Source organism: Bradyrhizobium sp. Crot121, from assembly GCF_059512385.1.
This window is the reverse complement of the sequence record NZ_JCAMOR010000024.1, coordinates 44,813-69,930: the sequence shown is the minus strand read 5'-3', so window position 1 is coordinate 69,930 and position 25,118 is coordinate 44,813. Positions and strand designations below refer to the sequence as shown.

At 61.4% G+C, this 25,118-nt stretch carries 26 protein-coding genes and 2 pseudogenes; 12 read left to right on the top strand and 16 right to left on the bottom strand.

The features are described 5' to 3' along the window. Positions 1 to 76: 76 nt before the first annotated feature. The 5 genes from AC5ZGW_RS21680 to AC5ZGW_RS21660 form a co-directional block, all read right to left on the bottom strand. Positions 77 to 811 (bottom strand): Crp/Fnr family transcriptional regulator, encoded by a 735-nt coding sequence (locus AC5ZGW_RS21680; protein WP_027582438.1) that lies wholly within the window; start codon positions 809 to 811, stop codon positions 77 to 79. Between the two features lie 329 nt (positions 812 to 1,140). Beyond that, positions 1,141 to 1,689, bottom strand: a complete 549-nt coding sequence (locus AC5ZGW_RS21675) for a flavin reductase family protein (protein WP_130223608.1) — start codon at positions 1,687 to 1,689, stop codon at positions 1,141 to 1,143. A gap of 10 nt (positions 1,690 to 1,699) precedes the next feature. Beyond that, positions 1,700 to 2,926, bottom strand: a complete 1,227-nt coding sequence (locus tag AC5ZGW_RS21670) for an acyl-CoA dehydrogenase family protein (protein ID WP_130223610.1) — start codon at positions 2,924 to 2,926, stop codon at positions 1,700 to 1,702. Between the two features lie 238 nt (positions 2,927 to 3,164). Next, positions 3,165 to 4,127, bottom strand: a complete 963-nt coding sequence (locus AC5ZGW_RS21665) for a PBSX family phage terminase large subunit (RefSeq protein WP_130223612.1) — start codon at positions 4,125 to 4,127, stop codon at positions 3,165 to 3,167. Then, complete coding sequence (locus AC5ZGW_RS21660) at positions 4,090 to 4,347, bottom strand: hypothetical protein (RefSeq protein WP_084799748.1); 258 nt, start codon at positions 4,345 to 4,347, stop codon at positions 4,090 to 4,092. The genes AC5ZGW_RS21665 and AC5ZGW_RS21660 overlap by 38 nt, the downstream gene beginning before the upstream one ends. Before the next feature lie 401 nt (positions 4,348 to 4,748). On the opposite strand from AC5ZGW_RS21660, the gene AC5ZGW_RS21655 reads away from it, so the two are divergent. From AC5ZGW_RS21655 to AC5ZGW_RS21645, 3 genes are all read left to right on the top strand, one after another. After that, positions 4,749 to 5,081 carry a hypothetical protein gene (locus tag AC5ZGW_RS21655; protein ID WP_165435063.1) on the top strand — a complete coding sequence of 111 codons (333 nt, stop codon included), beginning with the start codon at positions 4,749 to 4,751 and terminating at the stop codon, positions 5,079 to 5,081. A 336-nt stretch (positions 5,082 to 5,417) separates the two neighbouring features. Continuing rightward, positions 5,418 to 5,678 (top strand): hypothetical protein, encoded by a 261-nt coding sequence (locus tag AC5ZGW_RS21650; RefSeq protein ID WP_130223614.1) that lies wholly within the window; start codon positions 5,418 to 5,420, stop codon positions 5,676 to 5,678. Between the two features lie 164 nt (positions 5,679 to 5,842). After that, complete coding sequence (locus AC5ZGW_RS21645) at positions 5,843 to 6,028, top strand: hypothetical protein (protein WP_028164894.1); 186 nt, start codon at positions 5,843 to 5,845, stop codon at positions 6,026 to 6,028. A gap of 8 nt (positions 6,029 to 6,036) precedes the next feature. On the opposite strand, the gene AC5ZGW_RS21640 is transcribed toward AC5ZGW_RS21645, so the two are convergent. The 3 genes from AC5ZGW_RS21640 to AC5ZGW_RS21630 all read right to left on the bottom strand — a co-directional run bounded on the left by AC5ZGW_RS21640 (position 6,037) and on the right by AC5ZGW_RS21630 (position 8,608). Continuing rightward, entirely contained in the window at positions 6,037 to 6,261 is a 225-nt protein-coding gene (locus tag AC5ZGW_RS21640) for a hypothetical protein (protein WP_245474541.1), read from the bottom strand. A 101-nt stretch (positions 6,262 to 6,362) separates the two neighbouring features. Continuing rightward, positions 6,363 to 7,496 (bottom strand): alpha-hydroxy acid oxidase, encoded by a 1,134-nt coding sequence (locus AC5ZGW_RS21635; RefSeq protein WP_130223616.1) that lies wholly within the window; start codon positions 7,494 to 7,496, stop codon positions 6,363 to 6,365. A 146-nt stretch (positions 7,497 to 7,642) separates the two neighbouring features. Then, positions 7,643 to 8,608, bottom strand: a complete 966-nt coding sequence (locus tag AC5ZGW_RS21630) for a GlxA family transcriptional regulator (RefSeq protein WP_496113959.1) — start codon at positions 8,606 to 8,608, stop codon at positions 7,643 to 7,645. A 116-nt stretch (positions 8,609 to 8,724) separates the two neighbouring features. Here AC5ZGW_RS21630 and AC5ZGW_RS21625 point away from each other — a divergent pair, with 116 nt between their 5' ends. The 5 genes from AC5ZGW_RS21625 (at position 8,725) to AC5ZGW_RS21605 (ending at position 12,103) form a co-directional block, all read left to right on the top strand. Next, positions 8,725 to 9,438, top strand: coding sequence for a hypothetical protein (locus tag AC5ZGW_RS21625; RefSeq protein WP_130223620.1), 714 nt, complete (start codon positions 8,725 to 8,727; stop codon positions 9,436 to 9,438). Continuing rightward, positions 9,438 to 10,730, top strand: coding sequence for an MFS transporter (locus AC5ZGW_RS21620; RefSeq protein WP_130223622.1), 1,293 nt, complete (start codon positions 9,438 to 9,440; stop codon positions 10,728 to 10,730). The genes AC5ZGW_RS21625 and AC5ZGW_RS21620 overlap by 1 nt, the downstream gene beginning before the upstream one ends. Positions 10,731 to 10,803: 73 nt before the next feature. Further along, on the top strand, positions 10,804 to 11,511 hold the full coding sequence (locus tag AC5ZGW_RS21615; protein WP_245474542.1) for a YqcI/YcgG family protein: 708 nt from the start codon (positions 10,804 to 10,806) through the stop codon (positions 11,509 to 11,511). Beyond that, positions 11,508 to 11,828, top strand: coding sequence for a cupin domain-containing protein (locus AC5ZGW_RS21610; protein ID WP_130223626.1), 321 nt, complete (start codon positions 11,508 to 11,510; stop codon positions 11,826 to 11,828). Before AC5ZGW_RS21615 ends, AC5ZGW_RS21610 begins: the two co-directional genes overlap by 4 nt. 116 nt (positions 11,829 to 11,944) lie before the next feature. Beyond that, a complete protein-coding gene (locus tag AC5ZGW_RS21605) occupies positions 11,945 to 12,103 on the top strand; it encodes a hypothetical protein (protein ID WP_245474543.1) in 159 nt (52 codons plus the stop codon). Between the two features lie 198 nt (positions 12,104 to 12,301). Here the strand turns inward: AC5ZGW_RS21605 and AC5ZGW_RS21600 are convergent, their stop codons facing one another. Then, the gene (locus AC5ZGW_RS21600; protein ID WP_130223628.1) at positions 12,302 to 13,555 is read right to left on the bottom strand and encodes a CaiB/BaiF CoA transferase family protein; all 1,254 of its coding nucleotides are present in this window, start codon (positions 13,553 to 13,555) and stop codon (positions 12,302 to 12,304) included. A 195-nt stretch (positions 13,556 to 13,750) separates the two neighbouring features. Continuing rightward, positions 13,751 to 14,803, bottom strand: a complete 1,053-nt coding sequence (locus AC5ZGW_RS21595; protein ID WP_130223630.1) for a hypothetical protein — start codon at positions 14,801 to 14,803, stop codon at positions 13,751 to 13,753. Positions 14,804 to 14,963: 160 nt separating this feature from the next. Here AC5ZGW_RS21595 and bamA point away from each other — a divergent pair, with 160 nt between their 5' ends. After that, entirely contained in the window at positions 14,964 to 17,390 is a 2,427-nt protein-coding gene (bamA, locus tag AC5ZGW_RS21590; RefSeq protein ID WP_130223632.1) for an outer membrane protein assembly factor BamA, read from the top strand. Here the strand turns inward: bamA and AC5ZGW_RS21585 are convergent. Both AC5ZGW_RS21585 and AC5ZGW_RS21580 read right to left on the bottom strand, forming a co-directional pair. After that, positions 17,371 to 17,941 (bottom strand): annotated as a pseudogene (locus tag AC5ZGW_RS21585) (hypothetical protein). The gene bamA and the pseudogene AC5ZGW_RS21585 overlap by 20 nt on opposite strands. A 236-nt stretch (positions 17,942 to 18,177) precedes the next feature. Next, positions 18,178 to 18,504: pseudogene (locus tag AC5ZGW_RS21580) on the bottom strand (GcrA family cell cycle regulator); the annotation flags it as partial. 196 nt (positions 18,505 to 18,700) lie between these two features. On the opposite strand from AC5ZGW_RS21580, the gene AC5ZGW_RS21575 reads away from it, so the two are divergent. From AC5ZGW_RS21575 to AC5ZGW_RS21565, 3 genes are all read left to right on the top strand, one after another. Then, positions 18,701 to 19,339, top strand: coding sequence for a S24 family peptidase (locus AC5ZGW_RS21575; RefSeq protein WP_130223634.1), 639 nt, complete (start codon positions 18,701 to 18,703; stop codon positions 19,337 to 19,339). A gap of 105 nt (positions 19,340 to 19,444) precedes the next feature. Further along, the gene (locus tag AC5ZGW_RS21570) at positions 19,445 to 19,720 is read left to right on the top strand and encodes a hypothetical protein (RefSeq protein WP_130223719.1); all 276 of its coding nucleotides are present in this window, start codon (positions 19,445 to 19,447) and stop codon (positions 19,718 to 19,720) included. Between the two features lie 176 nt (positions 19,721 to 19,896). Beyond that, positions 19,897 to 21,051: an OpgC domain-containing protein gene (locus AC5ZGW_RS21565; RefSeq protein WP_130223636.1), complete on the top strand. Its 1,155-nt coding sequence runs from the start codon at positions 19,897 to 19,899 to the stop codon at positions 21,049 to 21,051. Positions 21,052 to 21,076: 25 nt separating this feature from the next. Here the strand turns inward: AC5ZGW_RS21565 and cyoD are convergent, their stop codons facing one another. From cyoD to AC5ZGW_RS21545, 4 genes are read right to left on the bottom strand one after another with little or no spacing between them, the layout of a single operon-like run. Then, positions 21,077 to 21,466 (bottom strand): cytochrome o ubiquinol oxidase subunit IV, encoded by a 390-nt coding sequence (gene cyoD / locus AC5ZGW_RS21560; RefSeq protein WP_130223638.1) that lies wholly within the window; start codon positions 21,464 to 21,466, stop codon positions 21,077 to 21,079. Next, on the bottom strand, positions 21,463 to 22,113 hold the full coding sequence (locus AC5ZGW_RS21555; protein ID WP_130223640.1) for a cytochrome (ubi)quinol oxidase subunit III: 651 nt from the start codon (positions 22,111 to 22,113) through the stop codon (positions 21,463 to 21,465). The genes cyoD and AC5ZGW_RS21555 overlap by 4 nt, the downstream gene beginning before the upstream one ends. A gap of 3 nt (positions 22,114 to 22,116) precedes the next feature. Beyond that, complete coding sequence (gene cyoB / locus AC5ZGW_RS21550; RefSeq protein ID WP_130223642.1) at positions 22,117 to 24,114, bottom strand: cytochrome o ubiquinol oxidase subunit I; 1,998 nt, start codon at positions 24,112 to 24,114, stop codon at positions 22,117 to 22,119. Next, complete coding sequence (locus AC5ZGW_RS21545; protein WP_130223644.1) at positions 24,104 to 24,937, bottom strand: cytochrome ubiquinol oxidase subunit II; 834 nt, start codon at positions 24,935 to 24,937, stop codon at positions 24,104 to 24,106. Before AC5ZGW_RS21545 ends, cyoB begins: the two co-directional genes overlap by 11 nt. Between the last annotated feature and the right edge of the window lie 181 nt (positions 24,938 to 25,118).

Genomic DNA, 25,118 nt, shown 5'->3' with positions numbered 1-25,118 from the left:
ATGCGCGCCACCACCCTGTGAGCAGCTTCACAGGCCCGACGAACTCACCGCGTTGTGAAAGATGTCACGGAACGTGCTATTCGCTGCCGTTTTCCGATCCAGAATCGACCAGGGTCTGTAGTTCTTCCGGCTTCAGCACCACGATCGCACCATGCTCGAGCCGCACCCAGCCACGCGTGGCCCAAACCCGGAGCTGCTTGTTGATGCTTTCACGGGTCATGCCGACCATCTCGCTGATCTCTTGCTGGGTGATGGCAATGACACGACCTTGCGGCTCAGGCTTGTGCTTTTCGGTAAGGCGAAGCAAAGCACTGGCGACCCGCCCCGGAAGGTCTTGCAGGATGACCTGTTCGACTTGATCACTGGTCCAGCGCAGCCGTATGCACAGGAGCTCGATGAACTTCATCGCAAGCGCCGGCTGGCTTCGGACGAAGGGAATGAATTCGCGCTTATCGATGATGAAAAGTTCGCAATTGCTGTTCGCGGTAGCGTCGGCTGTCCGCAACCCTGAATCGAGCACCGCGATCTCGCCGAAGATCTCTCCGGCCTCGATCAGGTTCAGGATCGCGTTGCGACCATCGGGCGATGAGATGCTGATCTTGACGGTGCCCGATATGACAGCAAACAGGCTTGTGCCCGGATCTCCCTTCGAGAAGATCGCAGCTCCGCGCTTCAGCGTCGTGTGCTTGGCGTAACGACAAAGCTGCTCGAACGCCTCGGGTTCGAGATCGACAAAGTATGGATGCTTGCGGAGAACCGACAATTTGCTGGTCGAAAATCCGCGAGTCTCGCCCGTTTTATCCTGGGGCACGCTCGTTACAACTCCGAAAGCAAAAATTGCCTGGGATGTAGTTCTTCCGTAGTCAACCAAAACCGGCTTTTCAACTGGAAAGCGGTTTCCTACGTTGATGTGAGTGTAACGCTCCGATCCTGACGTGGGAAGCCAGCCGTCCGGAGCCCCTCTCCTGTCTCGCCCAAGTAGCCCTCGCCTGCATCTGCCACCTGGACGGCACGTGCGACACATCCGACAACTCTACGACAAACTTAAGTAATTTCAGCTTCGCGCTCGAAAAGTGACTGCGCCAATTTGCTGGAGCGCTGCCGCGCACCCCTGGCCTTGTCACCCGGGGCGATCTGGGTCTATTTGCCGCCCTCGTCCGCGAGAAAGCGACCGAACGACCCGCGCGCAAACAGCAGGGGCTCCTGCCGGTTGTAGGAATAGGCCTCAACCGCACCCAAGAATATGACGTGATCGCCGCCATAGTAGCGATTGACGGCACGACATTGGAAGTTGGCGACGCAGTCGGCGATGACGGGCGCATTCCCCAGTCCAGGCGTCCAGCTCACCCCGGCGAATTTATCGTTTGAGGATTTTGCAAATTGCGACGCCAATGCCTGCTGGGACGCGCCGAGCACATTGACCGTGAAGTGGCTCGCATTCTGGAAGATGGGCAGGCCCTGCGAGAACAGGCCAAGGCTCCACAACACCAACGGCGGATTCAGCGATACCGACGCAAAGGAGTTGCAGGTGACGCCATATGGCCTGCCGTCCGCGGCCATCGCCGTCACGATTGTGACACCGGTCGCAAATGCGCCAAGCGCATTCCGAAAATCCCGTGGATCGATCGGCGAGTTTCCGCTGGCAAATTCGTTGGCCGGGTCGGCCGGATGCTTGGGTACATCAGACATCCGGTGAACCTCAGAGCGTCAGATTTTCGGACGGCAAGCCCAGCGCCACGCGTCCATAGTTGGTCCCCGCCGCATCGAAATTGAAGGCAAGGTGTGAATTGACCGCATGGGCGTCGCGGAACTGCCGCTGCAACGTACCTGCCGTGAAAAGGCTGCGCGCCCCGCTTGCGGCGAACAACAGCGATACCGCCTCGCTGCAGAGATTGACTGAGAAAGCGCCGTCGCGCCGCAGCCTGGTCTTGGCGGCGATATCGGGGATATGGCCGCTCCATGCGTTCGTCATCGCGCCGATGCAGTTCGCTCGCATGATCAGGCGCGCCGCATCGATCTTGGCGGAAGCTTCCGCGATCTTGATCTGTGTGCTCTGCATGTCGCCAAGCTTGGCGCGATTGGAGGTCGAAACGCGATGGCGGGCGATCCCGACATAGTCGTCGAGACATGCCTGTGCATTGCCGAGGGCAACGCCTGACAAGACATATGGAAACAGCGCAAAGACCGGCAGCGCGTAGAGCGGGTTCGGATTGACCGAACTGCCAGGCGTCGGCCCACCCGCGAGATCGCTCACCGCGATCGACATCGAATTTGCGACAAAGGCTCCCTCGACCTCGACCTCATTCGAGCCGGTCCCGCGCAGACCCGTCGCGTTCCAGATATCCTTGATCCTGTAGTCCCGCCGATTGAGCAGGAATATCCGATATTCGACTCCATCGGCCTCGTCATCGGAGGAGACCACGCTGCCAAGCATATTCCATTCGCAGGATTCGACGCCCGACGAGAATGGCCAGCATCCGGTCAACACGTAGCCGCCATCGACCTTCCGCGCCCGGCCGGCGGGGAATATGAAGGAGGACGCAATCAGAGTATTCGGTTCCTTGCTCCAGACCACGTCCTGAGCCTGTGGATCGAACATCCCAAGCATCCAGTGGTGGCTCGCAAGATTGGCGAAATTCCACGCAACGGAAGCATCGCCCTGCCCCAGCGCATCGGCACAATCGATCAGCGCGACATAGTCGAGCTCCGCGCCGCCGACGCGCCTCGGCTGCAGAATCCGGAACAGGCCGGCGTTATGCAGATCGTACTCGGTCTCCGCCGGCAGGCGCCGTAATTCCTCGGTCCGTGCCGCCCGCTCGCGAAGTGCCGGAATGAGTGCCCTGGCACGCGCGACCATGGCCACATAATCTTCTGCTTGCCGCTCGATAGGCGAGCTTCCACCGGGGCTGTGGCCGTCCGTTGCCATTGGCGTTTTCCCGCTCGGCCTTTCTGATCCCAAAGTGGCCAAGACCGCTCGCAGTTTATCGCTTGAACACCACGGATCAAGACTCCTCGCAGCATCCCGACGTGAACGAGTTGCCGCCTGGAAGCAAAAATAAGCCCGGCGGCCAGGACGGCCACCGGGCTTGTTCGGAACTTCTCACGGACGTGCGTGCCTCGTCTAACCTCCTGCGGGCTCCCATTTCGCTAGCTCGCTTCCAGTATCACCTCATGGTTTTCCGCCAGTACAGGGTGCGCGGCCACGCCCAGGGAGCCTGCGGCTGATACAGCCGATAGCCGCGCGAGCGCAGCCAGTTGACGTGAAAGGCGAGCACCTGACCGACGCTCTCGCAGTAGTCCAGGATGCGAAGTTCAGCTCCGATCCACTGCGTCACCCAGATCGTGAAGGCATCGGCGGTCGCGCCGGAGCCGCCGATATCGATGAAGGCGCGCAGGGGCAGCAGCGGATCGGCGGAGACCTTTCCGATGCGTCCCTCTTTCCGCGCCTGCGTCAGCATCTCGGCGAAATAGGCGCCTTCGAACGCTCGCACGTAGTCCCCCTCCCAGATGTGATCATAGCGATCGGGATACAGCGACAGGTCGGTCCGCCGCTCTTCTTCGAGCACGGCCGGAAACCAGGGATTGTCGCGCCAGTTCGCGTGCACGACGATTGCGCCCGACGGTTTTCGCGCGCGCAGGAAGTCGTCGATCGCATCGGTCTTACGCCGCGGATTCCAACTCGCCCACAATTCGGAGCCTTCGGCACGAATGGTCGGACGCAACAGCGCGAGGCTACGTGCGCTCAGTGACTGCGCCTCGTCGACCCAGGCGATGCGAAAACCTTCCAGTGACTTGATCGAGTCCGCCGTATGATCCTGCATGCCGCGGAAGATGATAATACCGTCGCCCGGCGTTTCGATCTTGTCGGCGAACAGCTTGAAGCCGCTACCGATGCCAAGCGAGGCGATCTTGCTTTCGATCAGGCGCTTTGAGGATTGCGCCAATGTCCGCTGCGCCTCGCGGATGCAGACCGCGAGCGTGCCGCGTTCGGCCTGGCAGGTCTCGACCAGAAGCTCTCCAAAGAAATGGGATTTTCCCGAGCCCCTGCCCCCGAATGCTGCCTTGTATCGGCCGGGTTGCAGCAGCGGTTCAAATGCTTTCGCGGTCGGAATTTTCAGGATGGACAATGACGCGCTCTATTCGGTGGACGAGTTCTAGCTGGCCATCGCCGCTGTTCTCGATTGCCTGCGGGGCCTTGCCCCAGCCACGGTCGAGAATGGCGTTGGCGGCGGAAACGCGCGCAGCCGGCGTTGCATCTTTGCTGCGCATGATCCCCACCAGGACGTTCAACGCTGTTCTGGTGTGACTGCGGGCGAGCGAACGAATTTCGGTAAGAGTTTTTGCCACTTAAGTCTCGTGCGGATCAGGAAGGTCGTATGGCTTCGCTTGCGCGCGACGGCGTATTGAATTTGCGGCAGATCGCTCTGGAGACAGCGATCATTTCGGCGCGAACCTTATCCCCTGGATCGTCGGGGGCCGCTTGCGGCCATGGCCCATCTGCGCCAGGCAGCGAGGCCGGCGCGTTCGCGCGCGCCGGCTGATTGACGGTGAAAGTGGTTCGGACGACGGCGCGCTTGCGACGCGCGGCGTCGGGCATGGAGATGTGGCGTCGTGACGCGCCGTCGTCGTCCGATTCGAAAAACGGAAAAGAAAAAGCCCGCCGCGGATTTCTCCGCGCGGGCTTCACAATGTTTGCGATGATGTCCTTATGCCCCTGATTTGCCCGACGTGTCAACGTCCGAGTTGACATGGCGCAGAGCCAGCGATCCGGCGGCGCATCATCGGTGGTCTCACGCTGGGACAGCAAAATGCCCGCAGCGGTTACTTCCACTGCGGGCATTGATGAATTCCGCGACGATGTCCTTATGCTCCTGATTTGCCCGACGCGTCAACGTTTTCTGGAGCGCACTTCTTGCATGACCGCGAAAAACAAAACCAGCCTCGAGGCTCATTGCGGCACTGTGGAGTTAGCCGGATGCGCGGGCTTCGGTCCAGGCGGAGCAGGCTCGATCGATGACTTCGGCTCCGTCGGCATGACGGTGGCGCCTGCCGCTCGCGCAGCTTCCCCGGTTGTGGAGTAATTGGCTGTCGCGGCCGGCTGTACCTTCGGCTTGCTCCACGGACCATGATCGACCACCAATATGCCGAGCACGCCGGCTGCCGCCACCGCCAGTGCTACCAAGAGGGGCGCCCCGCCGTGCCGGTTCGAGCGATTTCCTATCAAAGGACTCTTCTCCATCGAATGCGTGTGGCCTGACGAACAAATCCTCGGGAGCTCGGAGGTTCCGCGCCCGCCAGACCGAACGGACTGTCCGCACGCGGAACAAATTGGCCGTTGACGCATTTGATAGGTTGCCGCTGAGGATGACCGTCGGCGCGGCGTGCGCTGCCAGACCAGATTTCATGAGGTTCTAGCCGTGAACTTCGAAACACCCGAATCCCCGCTGCAGCCCAGCCTTGGCGAACGCGCGATCGACACCGCAACCGATGTATCGCGTACGATCACGGACGTTTCCGATGGTCTTCGGGCTGCGATCGATCGGCTCAGCGACGCGATCAAGACCTCGCGTCAACCCGGCGGCACGCTTTCCACGATCAGCGCGATCACCCGCGAAGCGCCGCTAACGAGCCTGTTCGTCGCATTCCTGTTCGGCGTCGCGGTAGCGCGGCGGCGTTGAGCGCAGCGGCCAGGCACGGCTGTCGACATCTCCCTCGATAAACATTTTCTGGCGGCATCGAACCTGCCCGGATTCCAATGGTGGCGAGAGTATGGCACAGTGATTCGGTGGGTTGTTCGCCCACAAGTCAGTGGCGTTGCGTCTCTTGGGGGAGAGGGGATCCAATGCTGCGCACATTCCGGCCAACGCCGACCTGCACGCGATTCAAGACCGGCATCGAAATGCCATGCATGAAGTGCGGCGCACAGATGCGCCTCGCCTCGATCGAGCCGCGAGATCAGGTTTACGACGTGCTGACCTATCGCTGCACGCCGTGCGACTCCGGCGAGAGCTTCCTGCAGGCCCGCTAAAGCTTGCATCAGCCGCTCAGCACCGCCATGCCGGCCTGAGTCAGAACGGGACTCTCGTCCTGCAGCTCGACCAGACCGAGCTCGCTCAGGACGCGGAGGTCCTCGTCGCTGACAGGGGATATCTTCAGGCGGCGAGCCTGGATGTCCCGCAACGCCCAGCGGAGCGCAATGGCTCGTTCGAGAGAAAAATCTGCGAACGGGTTATCCGCCATTCGCGTCGACCATTCCGGCATTCTCGTTTCCCGCTTCTCGGATGCGGCGGCGATGGTTGCGATAACGCGACAGCCGCCTTCGCGTTCCCTCGCCCGCTTCCGCAGGTCGGAAATCGATGCCGCTAGTAGCGATACGGCTCAATGTCCAGTAGCGGAAATGCGCTGAACACGCCCGGCGGATTGGTCGCCGTCGCGGGGTGCAGGTAGGACTTGTCGAGTTCGGCGAAGCTGGTCACGCCGAGCAGACCGAGGCAGCGGATCACCTCGTCTTCCAGCAATTCCAGCATGCGGGCGACGCCCCTCTCGCCATCGGCGGCCAGTGCCCAGCATTGCAGGCGACCAATGCCGACGAGATCGGCGCCCAAGGCGATCGCCTTCACGATGTCAGTGCCGCGGCAGAACGAGCCGTCCACCATGATCTTGGCGCGGCCCCTCACCGCCTCGACGATTTCCGGCAGGACGTGCATCGCACCGCGGCCGTGATCGAGCTGACGGCCTCCATGGTTGGACACGTAGATCCAGTCGACGCCGTGATCGAGCGCGATGACCGCGTCCTCCGCGGTCGCGATCCCCTTGATGACCAGCGGTATCTTGAACTTGTCCTTGATCAACTTCACCGTCCGCCATTCCAGCCCTTTCTGGAAGTCGCCACCGGTGGCGCGAATACGGCTTTCCCGCACGTACCGCTTGGCAATGTCGCGCTCGCGACGACTGTAATGGGCGGTGTCGACGGTGAGGCAGAATGCGGAATAGCCGTTAGCAACACTGCGGCTGACGACGTCCTCCACGAAGGTATCATCCCCGCGAACATAGAGCTGGAAAATGCGCAGCGCATCGGGTGCGGCCTTCGCGGTATTCTCAAGCCCGGGCTCGGACACCGAGCTCAGCATGTGCGCCGCGCCGAATGCGCCGGCACCGCGGGCGACCGCTGCTCCCGCCGCAGGATCGAAGATCTCGAGCGCACCGACCGGTGCAAGCATGACCGGCAGTCGCAACTTGCGCCCGAACACCTCCGTCGAAGCATCGACGTGAACCACGTTGCGCAGCACACGCGGCCGGAACGCGATCTCATCCAGCGCCACCCGGTTGCGCCGCAGCGTGGTCTCGGTCTCGGAAGCGCCGACGATGTAATCCCAGGCGTTCTGGTTCAGCCTGGCGCGAGCCTTACGGACAAATTCGTGCAGGTTCTGGTATTCTTCGCCGCTGGCCCCGAGTTCGACATTGCGTGTCGGCCGGATGGAGGTCCCGTCATTCATGGTGGTTTCTCTCCCGTTTTGACCGGCACATTAGCCGCAGATAAGCGGCAAAAGCTACCGCCTTGAAGGGCTAAATCCCGGATGCAAATGAAGGGCAGCTATTCGCTTGCGATCACCCGTCTGCCGACAGCGGAGAACTCCAGCGCTCAACCGCCCGAAAAGCGGTTTCTGTATTCGGTCGGCGATATGCCGAGATGCCTGAGGAAGGCGCGCCGCATCCGCTCGTCGTCACCAAAGCCGGCACGTTTTGCGACCTCGACGACGCCGCGTATTTGCCGGCTCTCCAGCAGCAGCCGAGCGGTTTCGACGCGGAGGGCCTCGACGCCGTTTGCCGGCGTCATGCCGGTGCGGCTGGCATAGGTGCGGGCGAAGGTGCGCGGTGTCATGCCGGCTTTCGCGGCCAATGTTTCTACCCGCAGGTCGCTGGCGATGTTTTCGATGATCCAGGCATGGAGCGCGCTGAAGCGACCTTCGACATCGGAAGCCTGTGCTGCGAGAACGGTCGAGAACTGGCTCTGACCGCCCGGCCGTTTCAGGAACACCACCAGCCGCCGGGCAACATCGAGCGCAATCGTATGGCCGAAATCCTCTTCGATCATGGCGAGCGCCAGGTCGATGCCGGCGCTGACGCCGGCCGACGACCAGACATGCCCATCCTTGACGAAGATCGCATTGGGCTCGACGCGGACATTTGGAAAGCTGTCCTGCAGCCGCGGGCAATAGCGCCAGTGCGTCGCAGCGCGCTTGCCGTCCAGCACACCGGTCCACGCGAGCGCGAAAGCCCCGAGACAGACCGAGGCGATCCGGCGTACTTGCGGCAGCGCCTGCGAAATCCATTTCATCAAGCGCGCGTCATTGCGGATCTCCCAGATGCCGGGGCCACCCGGGATCACCAACGTGTCGATCTGGTGCGGTCGCACGCTGCTGATCGGAGCCGTGCCGATCATCATCCCCACATCCGTCGAAACCAGTCCGCCCGAGGTGGACAGATAGGAAAGCGAATATCCGGGGCCCGGCAATTCGATTGCCTCCAATTCGGCGAACACCTGCGCCGGCCCGGAGATGTCGAGCAGTGTCACGCCGGGGAAAGCGACAATCGCAATCCGCCGCATCGCGGCCTGCGGGCGCGGAGGGAGCCGTCGGGATTTGGCAGATTTCGAGGGCATATTGTCCTTTAAGCCATTCGAGCCTCGCCTGTATAGCTCTCTATGGACAGTGGAGTTCTGCCATGGTGCGAAAGCTCGGCAGCCAATACCAGGCCATCAACTCGCCCTGGACCGGTTATGCAGTCTACAGTTTTCCGGATGCATCCTGCATCGGAGCTTCCGACCGCCAGCCGCTGATGGACGCCATGAATGGCATCATCGCCGTAAACTGGAAGGCGACGGAGCCGCACTGGACCGCAAGCTCTCCCCCATTCGACCGCAAGTATAGCCTCATCCTTGTGTTTGACAGCTTGGGATTGGCGGCCTTTTCCGTCTATCGCGTGCTGCAGATGTCATGCGGACCTGCGGTCTATCGCAGCGGCACCGAGGTGCTTCCGGCTCACCAGGGACACGGTCTGTACGGCTTCTTCACTGAGGAAGTGCTGAAGCGTGCAAGCTCCGCAGCAAAGGGAATTGGTGGCCTGTTCTACGGATGGCGGACACGCAATCCAATCGTCTGGGCGGCCAATGCCAAGATCTGCGAGAAAGTGACACCTTCGCTGCTCGACGACATCAGGGATTCCGCCCTGCAGGCAGCCTGCGTCGAGATGTGCGCAACCCTCTATCCCGGCAAACCGCTCGAGGTGCCGGAAATGATCATGCGCGGCGCGTACGGCCACATTAAGCACCACCGGCAGGCTTACCGCGGCACCGCATCACTGGTCGATGCGGCGATGTCCCGCATGATTCCGGATTCGGCGGATGCACTATTCTCGGTTGGATTTGCGAGGGTGTGATGTCGATGCTGGGTCAGCAAACCGCATACGCCTCGACGGCCTCGCGGCTCGGGGACCGGGCCTATTGGGCCTGGGCGACGGTCGCTGTCGCCTACGCCATCGCCTTCCTGCAGCGCGTCTCGCCGCAATCGGTCAATCTGAGCCTGATGCACGACTTCGGCACCGACGCCGCGGGCGTCGCGATGCTCGCCTCCGGCTACTTCTGGGGCTACACGCTGATGCAGATTCCGGCCGGCCTTCTGGTCGACCGTTACGGCGTCAAGCGCGTGGTGCTGGCCAGCATGGCCGCTTCGTCGCTGGGCAGCGCAGCCTTTGCGCTGGCGCCGAACCTGCTTGATGTCTTCGCAGCGCGCCTGATCGTCGCGTGCGGCGATGCGCTGGTGTTCACCGCGCTCTTGAAGCTGGTCGCGCAGAACTTCTCCGATGAGCGGTTCGGCATCATGTCGGGCATCTCACAGGTGTCGGGATATGTCGGAGGCGTGATCGCGACGACGCCGCTTGCGGCCGCCGTAACGGGCTTCGGGTGGCGCGCCTGCTTTCTGTTCATAGCCGCTGTCGGCCTCGCCAATCTCGTCGCCGCCAAGTTCGCATTAAAACCAAATCCGGTGTCATCCGGCAACAAGACGCTGAAGAGCGTCATCTGCGCCGCACGGCAATCGTTGTCGCATGTCGCCAATTGGGGATGCGCCATGACCTTTGCGTCCCACTTCGCAGTAGTGACGACGCTGTCGGGAGTATGGGGCATTCCGATGGTGGCGCACTTTTTCGACATCTCGCCGATCGCCGCCGGAACGCCGCTGCTTGCCTTCATGATCGGCAACGCCATCGGCTCCATCTTCCTCGGTCACGCAGCCGACCGCGTGGCGGCACTCGACGCAGCACTGATCCGCATTTGCGTGCTGCGCATGATCCTCGTCGCGATGCTGCAGCCGCCGATCGCGAAGGCGTTCGGCCTTGTTTATGTCACCGTGGTGTTCACCACGCTCGGCCTGGTCGCCGGCGGAACGGTTCCCCTTGTGCTCAAATGCACCAAGCGGCTCTACACGGCCGACCTCATCGGCGTCGGCGCATCCGTGAACACGACCGCGGCCGGGATCTTTGCCGGCATCGCGCAACCGATCATCGGGTTCGCCATGCTTGTCGCGAGCCAGTTCGCCGTAGCCGATACCGCACATGGCGCAGGTGCGATCGGAGATGCCGGCTACGGCACCTTGATCGCAATTCTGCTGCTCATGTCGCTGCCCGGAATTGCCGGACCGCTTTTGATGAAAGGCAAACTGATAGTTCAGTAGTGGCGTTAACCTTGTAGGGGGCGTTATGGAGCGTTTGTTCTTGAGAAGAGAAGAAGTCGCGTCGAAATTTGCGGTGAGCAGTTGGCAAAGCGTGATGTTCGCCGAGTTCGAAGCGCAGATGAGCAGCGAAGCGAGACCGTTCCCCTGCGTGTTCGGCGTAGCCGGTTATCGCCAGGATCAGCTCCGCTACCTGTTCCTCGATCCTTACGATGTCGAAGTGCTCGGAGAACAGCTCGCGCATTATGTCTCGCAAGCCCGCTCGTTCGGCCCCAATACTTCACTGATCATGTTTACGCGGCCGCGCCCGGTACAAACGCTTGACGCCTATTCTCGCAAGATGTGGTCGACGCTGGACCAGCTTGCGCGGCTGGACAAGTCTGCTTGGCCAGCCGACATCCCCGAGCAGTTGGACGATCCGATGTGGGAATTCTCCTTCGCCGGCGAACCGATCTTCGTGGTGTGCACGACGCCCGCGCATGTGATGCGCCAGAGCCGTCGCTCCAGCGCGTTCATGCTGACCTTCCAGCCGCGGTGGGTGTTCGAAAAGATCCTCGGAACGGAAAAGGCGGCCAATGCGGCATCCGCGGAAGTGCGCAAACGGCTCATTCCCTACGACAGCACCAGTCCCTCGCCGCTGCTCGGACGCTACGGCGCGACCAACGGGCGCGAGTACCAGCAATATTTCCTGCAGGACGACAACCATTCCGTAGGGGGCTGCCCCTTCGCCAAGCTCGCGCAGAACAAGTCGGCTCACACCAGCAACACGGAGCAAGCGGCATGACCAGGATTGTTACAGGTCAGAAGACCGAATTCGCGATCGATCCGGCGATCCTCAACCTGCTTCCGGAACAAGGCTCGATCGAACTGCAGCATGACGTTGCGGGCAAGGTCCATAGCTTCCACACCCATCCGGTCGACGAGATCCTGATGATCATCAGCGGCAGGCTGAATTTCACCTGGGATGGCGGTCAGCGCATCGTCAGCGCCGGCGATACCATCTTCCTCCCGGCCGGCACGGTCCACCAATCGGAAGCGCTCGAAGGCGGTGCGGTCTATGCAATCGCGACCCAGCCACCCGCCAACATGGCGCGGAACTGATCGTTTCGCTCGACGGAGCTCCGAGCTATCTACTGCAGCTCCACAACACAACTGGATTGTTAATCCACTTATTAAGAGAGGAAGAATTTATGGCATATCCAGGCAAACGCGACGGCTTGGCGAAGAAGGTTGAAACCGCAGCCCAGGAGGCCGAACGCCTCGGTCTGACCACGGCCACCTTGATACTGCGGATGGCGCGGCTCGAGATCGACCGGGCCGAGCACAAGGAAGCGGACGAGAGGCCAAACAACAAACTCCGCAGCAAGCCGAACTGAAGCTGTCGCTTGGCTGGCTCGAAAAGCGAGATCGGCCCAAGGCTACAGCGTTTTCGAGCGAAGTGGATGCCGGTTCGCATGAAGAAAACGCGTCAAAACAAGAATCTAGAGCTCCGGTTCTGATTCAATCAGAACCGAATATGCTCCAGAGATCGCCGGCGGAGCGTGCCCAGGCCGATCCGCCAGACGATGGTCAGCTTAGTCCGTCTTCCCGAACGCTCCAGCTTTCTTCAGCGCCGCGATACGGCCGTCGTCATAGCCGAGCGTGGCGCGCAGCACGTCCCTGGTGTGCTGGCCAAGCAGCGGCGCGGCAACCGGATCGACGGTCGGCGTAACGCTCATCCCGATCGGCGTCTCGATATTGGGAACGAAGCCCGCGGTCGGGTGCGGAATCCTGCTGAGGCGATCACGGTCGCGCACTTCCGGCGCATTGAACCCCTGCTCGACTGTGCGCAGATAGCCGACCGGAATATTGGCCTTCTTCATCTTCGCCATCCAGTTTTCGAGCCTGTCGGTGGCAAAGATGCCGGCAATGATCGCGCGCAGCTTCTCTTTGTTTGCGGTCCGGTTCTTGCGGTGTGCGAAATCGGGATGGGTGATGAGATCCGGCCGGCCGAACACTTCGGTGACGAGGCGGCGGTACAGCCGGTCGTTGGCGCAGGCCATGTAGAGCGGACCATCGGCGGCCTGGTAAAGGCCGACTGTCGGCGAACCGTTCGGCGAATTGCCGAAGCGACCGGGATTTTGCCCGCTGATCAGATAGGCCATGCCGTAAAATCCGGTCATCGCTACCGCCATATCGATCAGCGCGACCTCGACATGCTGGCCGCGCCCGAGGCGGTCGCGCGCCAGCAAGGCAAGCAGGATCGCGTTGCAGGCCGACATGCCGGTTGCCATGTCGACGATCGGCGGACCGGTCCGCACCGGCTCACTATCGGGAAAACCGTTCAGCGACATGAAGCCGCTTTCGGCCTGCGTGATCGGATCGAACCCCGGTCGCAGGGCAAACTCGCCCTTGCGGCCATAGGCCGAGATCGAGCAATAGATCAGTCGCGGATTGCTCGGCGCCACCGAAGCATAGTCGAGGCCGAACTTCTTCATCACGCCGCCGGAGAAATTCTCCACCACGACATCAGCCTTGGCGATGAGTTCGCGCACCACCTCGAGCGCTGCGGGATTGGTGAAGTCGAGCGCAATACCCCGCTTGTTGCGGTTGAGGCTGAGATAGGCCGCGCTCTCGCCGCCGATTTCCGCATGCTCATAGGCGCGCGTGTCGTCGCCACCATCTGGATTTTCGACCTTGATGACCTCCGCGCCGAAGTCGGCAAGCGTCTGCGTACAGGCGGGACCGGCAACCACGCGGGTGAAATCGATAACCAGCAGACCATCGAGGGCGGTCGGTTCGCCCTTTGCGCGCGGCGCGCGCTCGAGCAATTGTGGTCCAGCGGTCATGGTTGGGTGTTTCCTCTTATTGTCAGTTCACGGGCAAACACCCGTGGTCGCCAAGAGCGACGCCACGACTTTCTAGCGAAGCACCAAGGTGAGGCCAAACCCGGATTTTGCAGGGCGGGATATCAGCCTGACATGGCTACCGGCTCAGACCGCCGATATTCCGCGGCGAGAAAGGGCACCACGCCCGATCGAGCCTCATTGCTGCTTTTCCCAGAACTCCAACAGTCCCTGCGAAGCCGAGCCACCGATCACGCAGGGGATGCCGATCGCGACCTGCCCGAGCGCCGCAGCCGAGACGCACCCGAGCGAGAGCGCGCCGACGCCAACCTGGCCCCAGAAGTCCAGATTGCGCCGGCTATCCGAGCCCTTAGCCTTGAGTTCGTCGACGGCCGCAAGGGCATCCTTGCGCAGCGCCGCGATCTCCACCGTATCGGCCGCATCGACGACCTCCGCGAGCGGCGCCTTGATCGGCGGTTTCTGCCGCGCCAGTTCGTTGCGCAGGAATTCACGCAGGCTGGCGTCGCGGATCGCATAGCTTGCCAGCGTATAGCGCGCCATGCTGCCGACCGTGAGCTTGTCAACGGTATCACGACTCCTGCTCCACGGCAGCATTTCGATGATGCGCTGGATCGGAACATGGGAGCCGGTCGCAAAATAATATCCCCATAGCGTGTCCAGGAGATCCTGGTTGGTGGCAAAGGTCAGCTTTGTGTTCAGCTTCCTCTCCTCCTTGGAGAACGGATTGCGCGTAAACGCGACGCGGAGCTTGTCCATCATCCCGGGAGTCGCCTCCTCGAGTGGAATATCGTTGAGTGTCGGCAGCCTGCCCGAAAGGTAGCTGTCAATCATCACGCGGCGCCCCGGCATTCGCGCCGCGACCCTGCACAGGATATTCCGCCAGTCAACCAGCCCGGAATAGGCGATTGCGCGCACGATCACCCATTCATCTTCCGGCGCGACGGGGAAGAAACTCGCAACCAGTTGGTCGGCCTTTTCCGGATTGGAGCCGATCGCACCGGCGATAAAGCCGAGATAGATGCCGGCATTTTCCGGCTCCTTGAAGCTTTGCGAATGGAAGAGAATGCGCACCGCGGCCGGCACATGGGCGTAATCCGGCTTGGCGCGATAATTATAGATCCACTGCTGGACCACGGCGAGCGAGGCGCGCGGGTCGATGTCAGGCGTCTTCTCCGCATGCGCCGATTGCATCAGCAGCAGGGAGCTTACGACGAGAGCTGCGTAACGCATCCGGCACTCCTGGCGAGCGTTGATGTATCACCGCACCAACATCTCGGACTTTGTGCTGCAAAGCTGATGCGGCCATTGCGACAATTCTGAGAACCGCCAGGTTAAATATGCGCGCTAAAATTATGGCGGGCGGCCGATTCCAGCCTGCAACTCACCCCAGATGCGACATCGTTTTGCCCGGCACCGGCAATTCGATATCGCCCGTCAATGGGAGACCGTAAGGGACGTGAAGCTCGAGCGCATCACGCTGTATCGGCAACCATCGAGGCTGCGCCTGATCGGCTCGGTGCTTGTCGCCGCCGCAGCCCTGTTGAACGCGGCCGCACCGCTTGCCGCCGAGGGCGTGCCGGCGCCAACAGCGACAATTATCGTCGAAGGCAATCGCCGGGTCGAGGCCGATACCGTACGCTCCTACTTTCGTCCAGGGCCGAACGGCCGGCTCGATGAAGCCGCGCGCGATGAAGCCTTGAAGGCGCTGGTCACAACGGGCCTGTTCGAGAAAGTCTCGATCGAGCGTACCGGCGATGGTCTGACGGTGCGTGTAGCGGAAGCGCCAATCCTCGACCGTGTCGCCTTCGAGGGTAACAGGAGAATAGAGGATGCCGATCTGGCCGCCGCGATCGAGTCCAAGCCGCACGGCAGCCTGCAGCGTGCAACGGTACAGTCGGACGTCGGCCGTATCATCGAAGTTTACCGCCATGCCGGACGCGACGACGTCCGCGTCGCGCCCGAGATCATCGACCGCGGCAACAGCCGCGTCGATCTCGTTTATGTGATCACGGAGGGTGCGAAAACGCCCGTACGCCAGATCAAGTTTGTCGGCAATCGGACATTCGGCGCACGCCAGCTCAACGCCGTGATCAAGACGTCGGCCACCAACATGCTCAGTTTTCTGACCGGCGGCGACGTCTACGATCCGGACCGCGTCGCGCAGGATCAGGAGCAGTTGCGTCTCTATTATCGCAGTAAGGGCTATGTGGATGCCGCCGTTCGCTCGGCAACGGCCGAATACGATCCAGCGGCCAAGGGATTTGCAGTCACTTTTGTGATCGATGAAGGCCCACTCTATCACTTCGGCGATGTCAGCATCGCCTGCAACATTCCCGGGCTCGATCCGCAAAAACTGCGCGGGGTCGCGCCCGCTCGCGCCGGCGCGGTGTTTGACGGCAACGCGCTGGACAAGAGCACCGAACTCCTTGCCGTCGAGATGGCCAAGCTCGGTTATCCCTTTGCGCAGGCGGTGACGCGCATCGCACGCGATGCCGCCGCACAGCGGATCGATGTCACGTTCGTGATCGACCAGGGGCCGCACACCTATGTCGAGCGCATCGAGATCCACGGCAACACCCACACGCGCGACTATGTGATCCGACGCGAGTTCGACATCGCCGAGGGCGATCCCTACAACAAGACGCTGATCGATCGCGCGGAGCGGCGATTGAAGAACTTGAACTACTTCAAGACCGTCAAGATCACCAATCGGCCTGGCTCAACGCCTGACCGCGTCGTGCTCGATGTCGAGACCGTGGAACAGGCAACCGGCGAGTTCAACATCTCCGGCGGCTACTCGAGCACTGACGGCGCGCTGGTCGAGGTCAAGGTGGGCGACCGCAATTTCTATGGGACCGGAAAGAACGTTCAGGCCTCTGTGAGCTATGGCCAATACGCCCGCGGCATCGACCTCGCGGCGTCAGAGCCCTATTTCCTCGGCACCAAGGTGTCGGCGGGAATCGAACTGTTCGGCCGGCAGAGCGAGGTGAGCAGCTACCAGTCCTACAACAGCACGACCTATGGCTCGACCCTGCAATTGGGCACGCCGATCACCGAGCAGCTCGGCGTGCAATGGCGTTACTCGATCTACAACCAGGACATCTCGCTCGGCCCGACCAGCTCCGGCTTGCCCCCTTCCCTCGCTGTCCAGCAGGCCGCCGCTAATGGGCCAGCCTGGGTCTCCGCCGTTGGTTCGACCTCGACCTACAGCACGCTCGACAACAACAAGAGCCCTACGAGCGGATTGAGGTCGCAACTGAGCCAGGATCTGGCCGGCCTCGGCGGTGACGTGAAGTTCCTGCGGACCAGCGAAGACGCGCGCTACTATCAATCACTCGCGGGCGACCTCGTCGGCATGGTCCGCGCTCAGGGCGGCTACGTCACTGGCTGGGGCGGTCAGCAGGTGCCGCTGATGAACAGCTTTTTCGGCGGTCCGAACTTGGTCCGGGGCTTTGCCACCAACGGCTTCGGCCCACGTGATCTGACGCCTGGCACCACCATGGATAACGTTGGCGGCAGTGCCTATTGGGCGACGACGGCGGAACTACAGAGCGGAATTCCCGGCGTGCCGGACGAATACGGCCTCAAGGCATCGGCTTTCGTCGATGCCGGAAGTGTATTCCGTTATAGCGGTCCGACCAGCGTGGGCGGCACCGCGCTGCAAGTTGGCAATAAAAACGTCGTGCGCTCCTCGGTCGGCATGGGCCTCACTTGGGCCTCCCCCTTCGGCGCCCTCACCGTTGACTATGCCTTGCCATTGACCAAAGCCGCCTATGACGTGGTGCAGCCGCTCCGCTTCAGCGCTGGAGGCTTTTGACGGGAACGGGATGCGGCGTCGCAAAGCCGTAGATTAGCGCCAGCCGGTCGAGACATTCCTTGAGGCGCCGCGCAAAGTAATCGTTCCAGCGCTGGGTTCGCAGTCCCCGCCGCTCGCCGACCTGCTCCATGGTCATGCCGAGGATCAGGACTTCGTGCACCAGTACCGTCGGCGCCGAGTTCGCGCTCGACCCAGTTGAGCCGCGATACCGCCCTGCGCTGGGCCTCGGTGATCGGCTCGCGCTGCGTGCCACCATCGACATATTCCCTGGTCGTGTCGACCGCGCGCGGCCCACGCTCGGCCTTCTCCCAATCACTCTGGAACGCGCGGCCACCTCGAAACTGGGTATCATCGATCTGACGGTGCGAATGTAGGCGTCCGAGCGGATCGTTGCGGACCGAGCGCAGCGCAACGACTTTGTCTCCCGGCTCGAGCGCAAGTGGACCGTCGACCTCAACGGTAGCGACTTCGGCGTTGTACGGCAAATCCTGTGCGCGGCGGTCATGTGCTCTTGCGGGATGATATGGTTTCTTGCGTTTGGCGCGCGGCATGGCTTGGCTCCTTCAGGGCAAAATTCAACCGGGACCATCTCGCCGGCGGCAAGACGGATCGCTAGCAAGATGGATGAGGTGGGAGGCGCGTACGCCGCTATGCCGGCTCGCTTAGGTGCAGCGGCGCGGTGCTCGGTGACGGCTCCGGATTGCGGCTCAAGTGGAAATGGGGCGTGCCAGTAGCTTGAGCCTGGCCGCCTCCGATGACCACAAAACGTGATGGGTTCGCCGTCGCTGTCACCGCCATAGGGGTATCGGCAATCTCCGTATTCGAGCTCCACCAGCGAAAGGTGGCGCGGCGCGATCTCGACACAACGGAGCTCGACCTGCGGCGCCTTCTCGAACACAGGCATCGGCCAAGGGAATTCGATCGATCCTGGCTGGCGTTCCCGCGGCTCGCTCGACCTGTTCAACTGCGGCACTGGCGTCGGCCGCGGCGTCACCGGTGGCGAACCGTCCGGCGTCGACAGGCCGAGCCGCCTGGCACGGCCGATCGCGGCGCTTCTCGTATAGTCGGTGTTGAATCTGGCGTTGATCGTCTTGGCAATCTTCGCAAAGCTCATGCCTTGGGCGAGATATTCCCGCAACGCGTCCGAATGTTCGGGCGCCCAGCCTGTCACTTCCATTGTTGATTCTTGTCCTTCCCTTCGGCGCCCGACGCCTCACCCGCCAATTTCTGATATTCCGAAATAAAGTCAAGCTTGATTTCTGATTATCAGAATTGCTACGCTTTCTGGGGATTCGAAAGAAGGATACGCCATGCTGGACGCCAGATTGATCGAGCGGGGCCTGAGGAAGCCAGGCAAGACCAAGGGTGGGCTCGCGCAGGCGATGGGTGTTCGCCCCGGCGCTGTTTCCGAAATCCTCTCCGGGATACGCCTGATCAAGGCGTCCGAGATTGCACCGATCATGGAATATCTCGAGCTCAACTCGGTTCCGGTCATGGGGCGTGTCGGTGCCGGCGCGTCGATCGAGCCGGAATATGAGCAGGTGCCGCCCGAGGGGCTCGGTGAAGTCGAGTTACCCTTCCCGATCGCAGAAGAAATCATCGCATTCGAAGTATCGGGCGATTCCATGCTGCCGAAATACGAGAATGGCGACATCATTGTCGTCTATCGCGAGCAGCGACATCCGCTCTCGAGCTTCTATGGCGAAGAGGCTGCCGTTCGCCTGAAGACCGGCGAGCGCTATCTGAAGACGATCGAGCGCGGAAAGTCGCCGACGGTGGTCAACCTCACGAGCTTCAACGCCAAGCCGATCAACGGGGTGAAGCTCGAATGGATCGGCGAAATCTGCGTGACCCTGCCGCGAGGCCAGATCGAGCGACTGCGCAGCAAGGCGGCCGCACGGTCCCGCAAAGCCGCCAAGACGCAGGGGCCTCGGACGCCGGAGAAATAGATCGCCCGATTTCTGATTTTCAGAAATTACACTTGACAAATTTCCGATTTTCGGAAATTATGTCGCCATCGACTCCTGTCGAGAGAGGTGGCCGATTTGGCCGACATGCAGTATTTCGTCGTGATGATCGATTACGGCCGGCGCGGCCGCGAGGCCGTCGTTGATCCCGAAATCACAAGGCGCGAGGTCATCGCGCGGGTTGTATCGGGCGAATACAGGAATATCAGCTTCATCCACGAAATCTCCGATTCGGTTGTCGAGGACGTGACCGCCGATATCCTCGCCGAGGCCGCCCTCCCCGACATCAGCGCGACCGAAGCCGACCTGCAGGCGAGCACCTTCGACCATCGCCGCGATCTGCGCAAGCACGAGCAAGCATGATCGGCCCTTCACATGAATCGCGATGAATCACATTCCAATTTCGAAAACGTGATCGTCCGCGGCTTTAATTCGTCAGCTGCAGATCAAATATCTTCGGCCAAACGGCTATTCGGAGTAGCGGCGGGGTGCGATGGATTCGCGATTCGCTGCTCCGAATTTGTGAAGTCTTGCTCTCAATGAATCCATATGTGAAGGCTGAGATCGCGGCGCGCGACGGCGATCTACGCATATTCCTTCTGCTCGGCATCGCGACCTGGTCCCTGTTCCTGGATCATATTCCGCACAACGCCGTCAGTGCGTTGACCTTGCGGAACTTTGGATTCAGCGGGGCGACCGAGCTGTTTGTATTTGTGATCGGCTATGCCGCTGCGATCATGTACGGGAAGATCGTTGTGGAACGTGGCTTCGTCGTGGGAGCGACCCGTGTGCTCAAGCGGGTATGGCAGCTCTACGCAGCCTATGTGGTGCTGTTCGTCGTCTACGTCGACCTGATCGGATATGTCGCGGCCCAATCCGCCGCGCCCGATCTCTTCGCCGAATTCAACATCACCGACTTCATCGAGCACCCGATTCGCGTAATCGTCCGCGGCTTGCTGCTGCAGGCCAAGCCGCTCAACCTGGACGTATTGCAGCTCTTCATCGTCCTCATGGCGTTCCTTCCCGCCGTGCTGTTCGGCATGATGCGCTGGCCGCGCCTGACCATGCTTGGATCCTTTGCACTCTATCTGTCGGCGCGGCACTTCGACTGGAATCTGACCGCCTTTCCGGAGGGGGGCTGGTATCTCAATCCGTTCTGCTGGCAATTGCTGTTCGTGCTGGGCGCTTGGTTCGCGGTCGGTGGCGCAGGAGATGCACACCTGGTTCGCGCGATGCAGAAGCTTCCGGCCTTGCGCGTCACCGCGTTGATCTACCTGCTCGTCGCCCTGACGATCATGTCGGCCGGGAAATCACCTGCGCTGGCGGAAATGATACCCAGTTCGGTGCTCGATGCCTTTCCGCCCAACGACAAGGCGAACCTCGCTCCCTATCGGGTGCTGCACCTGCTCGCAATGGCGTTCTTTTTCACCATGCTGATACCTCGCGACTGGTACGGACTCCAATTGCAGGCGGTGCAGCCCCTCATCAAATGCGGCGAGGAATGGCTGGCGGTGTTCTGCTCCGGCATCTTCCTTTCATTTGCCGGGCACCTGGTTCTGATCACAGGCCCCAAGTCGCTGGCGATGCAGGTGCTGGTCAGCGCCGCCGGCATTCTCGGCATGACCTGCATCGCCTATTACGCGTCCTGGTCCAAGCGGCAGGACCACAAATCCGCGGTCGGCGTGCGATCCTGATGCAGCTTCATGGAGGCGTGCGGCGCTAGCGCTGCATCTGCATGATCTGGTCCATCGGCATCATGTTCTGATTGAGGTTCGCCATGATCCATAGCGAGCCGCCAATCACCAGGAAGACGATGAGCACGCCGAAGGCAAGCGCCATCACGTTATTGGTGTTGTCAGGACCGGTCGTGAGGTGAAGGAAGAAGACCAGATGCACGCCCATCTGGGCGATCGCCAGCACGATGATGGCAACGGGAATGCTCGGCTGCCAGACGAGGTCAGTACCGGCAACGAAGAACGAGGTCGCCGTCAACAGGAGCGCAAGGCCAAGGCCGGTGACATAGCCGAGTACGCGCAGGCCGACGCCGCCCTCGCCTTCATCGCCAGGTGCCAGATCGATGCGGTGCTGTTCCGAAGCTTGATCGCTCATGGCTTGCTCCCGAGCAGATAGACCACCGAAAATACCGCGACCCAGATGATATCGAGCGCGTGCCAGAACAGCGCAAAGCACATGATGCGTCGCCCAATGTCGGCCCGAAAGCCCTTGGCGACCACTTGCGCCATCATCGTCAGCAGCCAGAGGATGCCGGCAGAGACATGCAGGCCATGGCAACCGACCAGACTGAAGAAGGCGGTCAGAAACGCGCTGCGCGTCGGCCCCGCGCCGCGTGCGACCAGGTCCGCAAACTCCCGTCCCTCAAGGTAGAGAAAGGCGAGCCCGAGGACGCAGGTTGCCGCCATGCCCACCTGGAACCAGAGCTTGTTTCGGACGTCAGCCGCGATGTTGGCGAGCCCGCAGGTGAAACTCGACAGCAACAGCAAGACGGTCTCGATCGCGACTCTTCTGAGATCGAACAGTTCGGCTCCCTTCGGCCCCCCTGCGGTCTGGTCAACCAGGACCGCATAGGTCGCGAAGAAGCACGAGAACATGACGATGTCGCTGAGCAGGAATATCCAGAAGCCGAAGCCTGTGACGATCCGCTTCGGTGCCGGTCCCGTGTGCGCGACCGCGGCATGCGCGATCCCGCGCAGACGGTGCGGATCGGCTTGAGCATATGCCAGCGTCGTGTCGGCCATGGCTCAGGCTCCCGCCAGGCTGGTCAGGGCGCGCCGCTCTTCGATATTGGCGCGGTCGATGCGCGCCACTTCCTTCGCCGGGATGATGTATTCGTCATGGTCCCGCCATGCGAATGCGACGAAGGTCGCGAAGGCGCCGATCGCACCGGCCGCGACCATCCACCAGATGTGCCAGATCAACGCAAAGCCCATGATGGTCGCGAAGAAAGCGCACACGAAGCCGGTCGGGGAATTGCGCGGCATCTCGATATCCTTGTAGTCGAGCTCGCGCTTCTCGAGGCCCTGCTGCTTGGCATGCGCCTTCAATGACCAGTAGGCATCCTCTCCGGTCACATCAGGTGAAATTGCGAAATTGAATGCCGGCGGCGGCGAGGCCGTTGCCCATTCCAGCGATCGCCCATCCCAGGGATCGCCGGTGCGGTCACGCAGCTCTTCGCGATGACGAATGCTGACGGTGAGCTGCATTATCTGGAAGATGATTCCGATCAGGATAATGACGGCGCCGGCGGCCGCGACCAGGAGCCACGGCCGCCATTCCGCGACGTCGTAGTGCTGCATTCGCCGGGTCATGCCGAGAAAGCCGAGCGCATAGAGCGGCATGAACGCAACGTAGAACCCGATCAGCCAGCACCAGAACGCCGCTTTGCCGAGCCCCTCATGCAGGCGGAAGCCGAACGCCTTTGGAAACCAGTAGGCATAGCCCGCGAAAGCGCCGAACAGCACGCCGCCGATGATCACATTGTGAAAGTGAGCGACCAGGAACAGGCTGTTGTGAAGCAGGAAATCGGCCGGCGGCACGGCGACCAGCACGCCAGTGAGGCCACCGAGGATGAACGTCACCATGAAGCCGATCGCCCACAGCATCGGCGTGTCGAACCGCACCCGTCCACCATACATCGTGAACAGCCAGTTGTAGATCTTCACGCCGGTCGGCACCGCGATGATCATACTGGCGATCCCGAAGATCGCATTGACATAGGGACCGGCCCCCATGGTGAAGAAATGGTGCAGCCACACCATGAAGGAGATGACGCAGATCGCCATGGTTGCGAGCACCATAGACCGATAGCCGAACAGCGGCTTGCCCGAAAACGTCGAGACCACCTCGGAGAAGATTCCGAACGCGGGCAGCACAAGGATGTAGACCTCGGGGTGACCCCACGCCCAGATCAGGTTCATGAACATCATCACGTTGCCGCCGGCCTCATTGGTGAAGAAATGGAAGCCGAAATAACGGTCGAGAATCAGCATCGCCAGCGTTGCTGTCAGGATCGGAAACGCCGCCACGATCAACAAACTCGAGGCGAGCGTGGTCCAGCAGAACATTGGCATCCGCAAATAGGTCATGCCCCTGGTGCGCAGCTTCAGCACCGTGGTAACGAGATTGATGCCGGCAACCAGCGTGCCGACGCCGGAGATCTGAAGCGCCCAGAGATAATAGTCGACGCCGACACCCGGCGAATAAGTGAGTCCGGACAGCGGCGGATAAGGCAGCCATCCGGTGCGCGCGAACTCGCCCACCACGAGCGAGATGTTGACCAGCAGCGCGCCTGTTGCGGTGAGCCAGAAGCCGACGGAATTCAAGGTCGGAAACGCCACGTCCCGCACGCCGAGCTGCAGCGGCACCACCAGATTCATCAGCCCGATCACGAACGGCATCGCCACGAAGAAGATCATGATGGTGCCGTGCGCGGAGAATATCTGGTTGTAGTGCTCCGGCGGCAGATAGCCTTGCGACTGGAAGGCAACTGCCTGCTGCGATCGCATCATGATAGCGTCGGAGAAACCGCGCAGCAGCATGACCATGGCGAGCAAGGTATACATCACACCGATCCGCTTGTGATCGACGCTGGTGATCCATTCGCGCCAGAGATATGGCAGGTGGCCGGCAAGGACGACCCAGACCAGGACCCCGAGGATGACGAGCGCGACGACGCCCGAGGCGATCATCGGAATCGGCTGATCGATCGGAATCGCGGACCAGTTCAGCTTACCGAACATCTTGGCCTCCGATATGCGACTGCGCGCTTTCTGACGTCAGCTTCGGTCCCGGCCCCGGGGGTATCTCCTGGGTCACGATGGCGTTGAACAGCCGCGGATCCTCGAGCCGATAGGTCGATGTCACGGTCTCGACTGACTGCTGGGCGAGCTTTCCATAGCTCTCCGCATTCAAGACACGATTGGTCCGGGCGGTGCGTTCCACCCAATCAGGAAACTCGAGTTGCGGTACGACCTGAACGTCGAACATCATATTGGGAAAGCCATCCCCGCTGAAATGAGACGACAGGCCCTGAAGGGTACCCTGATTGTCGGCGCGCAGCTTCAACCGCGTCACCATCCCGTTCATCGTATAGATCATGCTGCCAAGCTGCGGGATGAAGAACGCGTTCATCACGCTGCCGGAGGTCAACTCAAGATCAAGGGGAGAGCCGACCGGTACCGTCAGCGTGTTGACCGTTGCGATGCCCTGGTCCGGATAGATGAAGAGCCACTTCCAATCGAGCGACACGACCTGGATGCGGACCGGCGCGCCGGTCCCATCGATGGGCCGGGCGGGATCGAGCTGATGCGATCCAATCCACGCCACCCCGCCAAGCAGGATGATCGTCAGCGTCGGGATCGACCACACCACGAGCTCGAGGCGGCCGGAATAAGCCCAATGGGGCTGATAGGTCGCCCGTGGATTGGACTCGCGAAACCAGAATGCAAAGGCAAAGATTGCCGCGATCGTCGGCAGGACGATCGCCAGCATGATCCCGACCGAGTCGATCAGAATTGTCTTCTGGGCAGCGGCGATCGGACCTTGCGGATCGAAGATGTTCATCGCGAAGCCGTGACCGTGTTGTTGCTACAGCGGGGTCTTGGAACGACACTTCGGCGGACGAGATCGGCTTGGTCGGAATCAAGGCAACGGCGCCGGGGTCCCGACAGGAAGACTGATACACTGACTTTAGAGGTTCATCCCGGGATTGTCCGATCAAATTTCAACCGCCCCGCGGCGATCA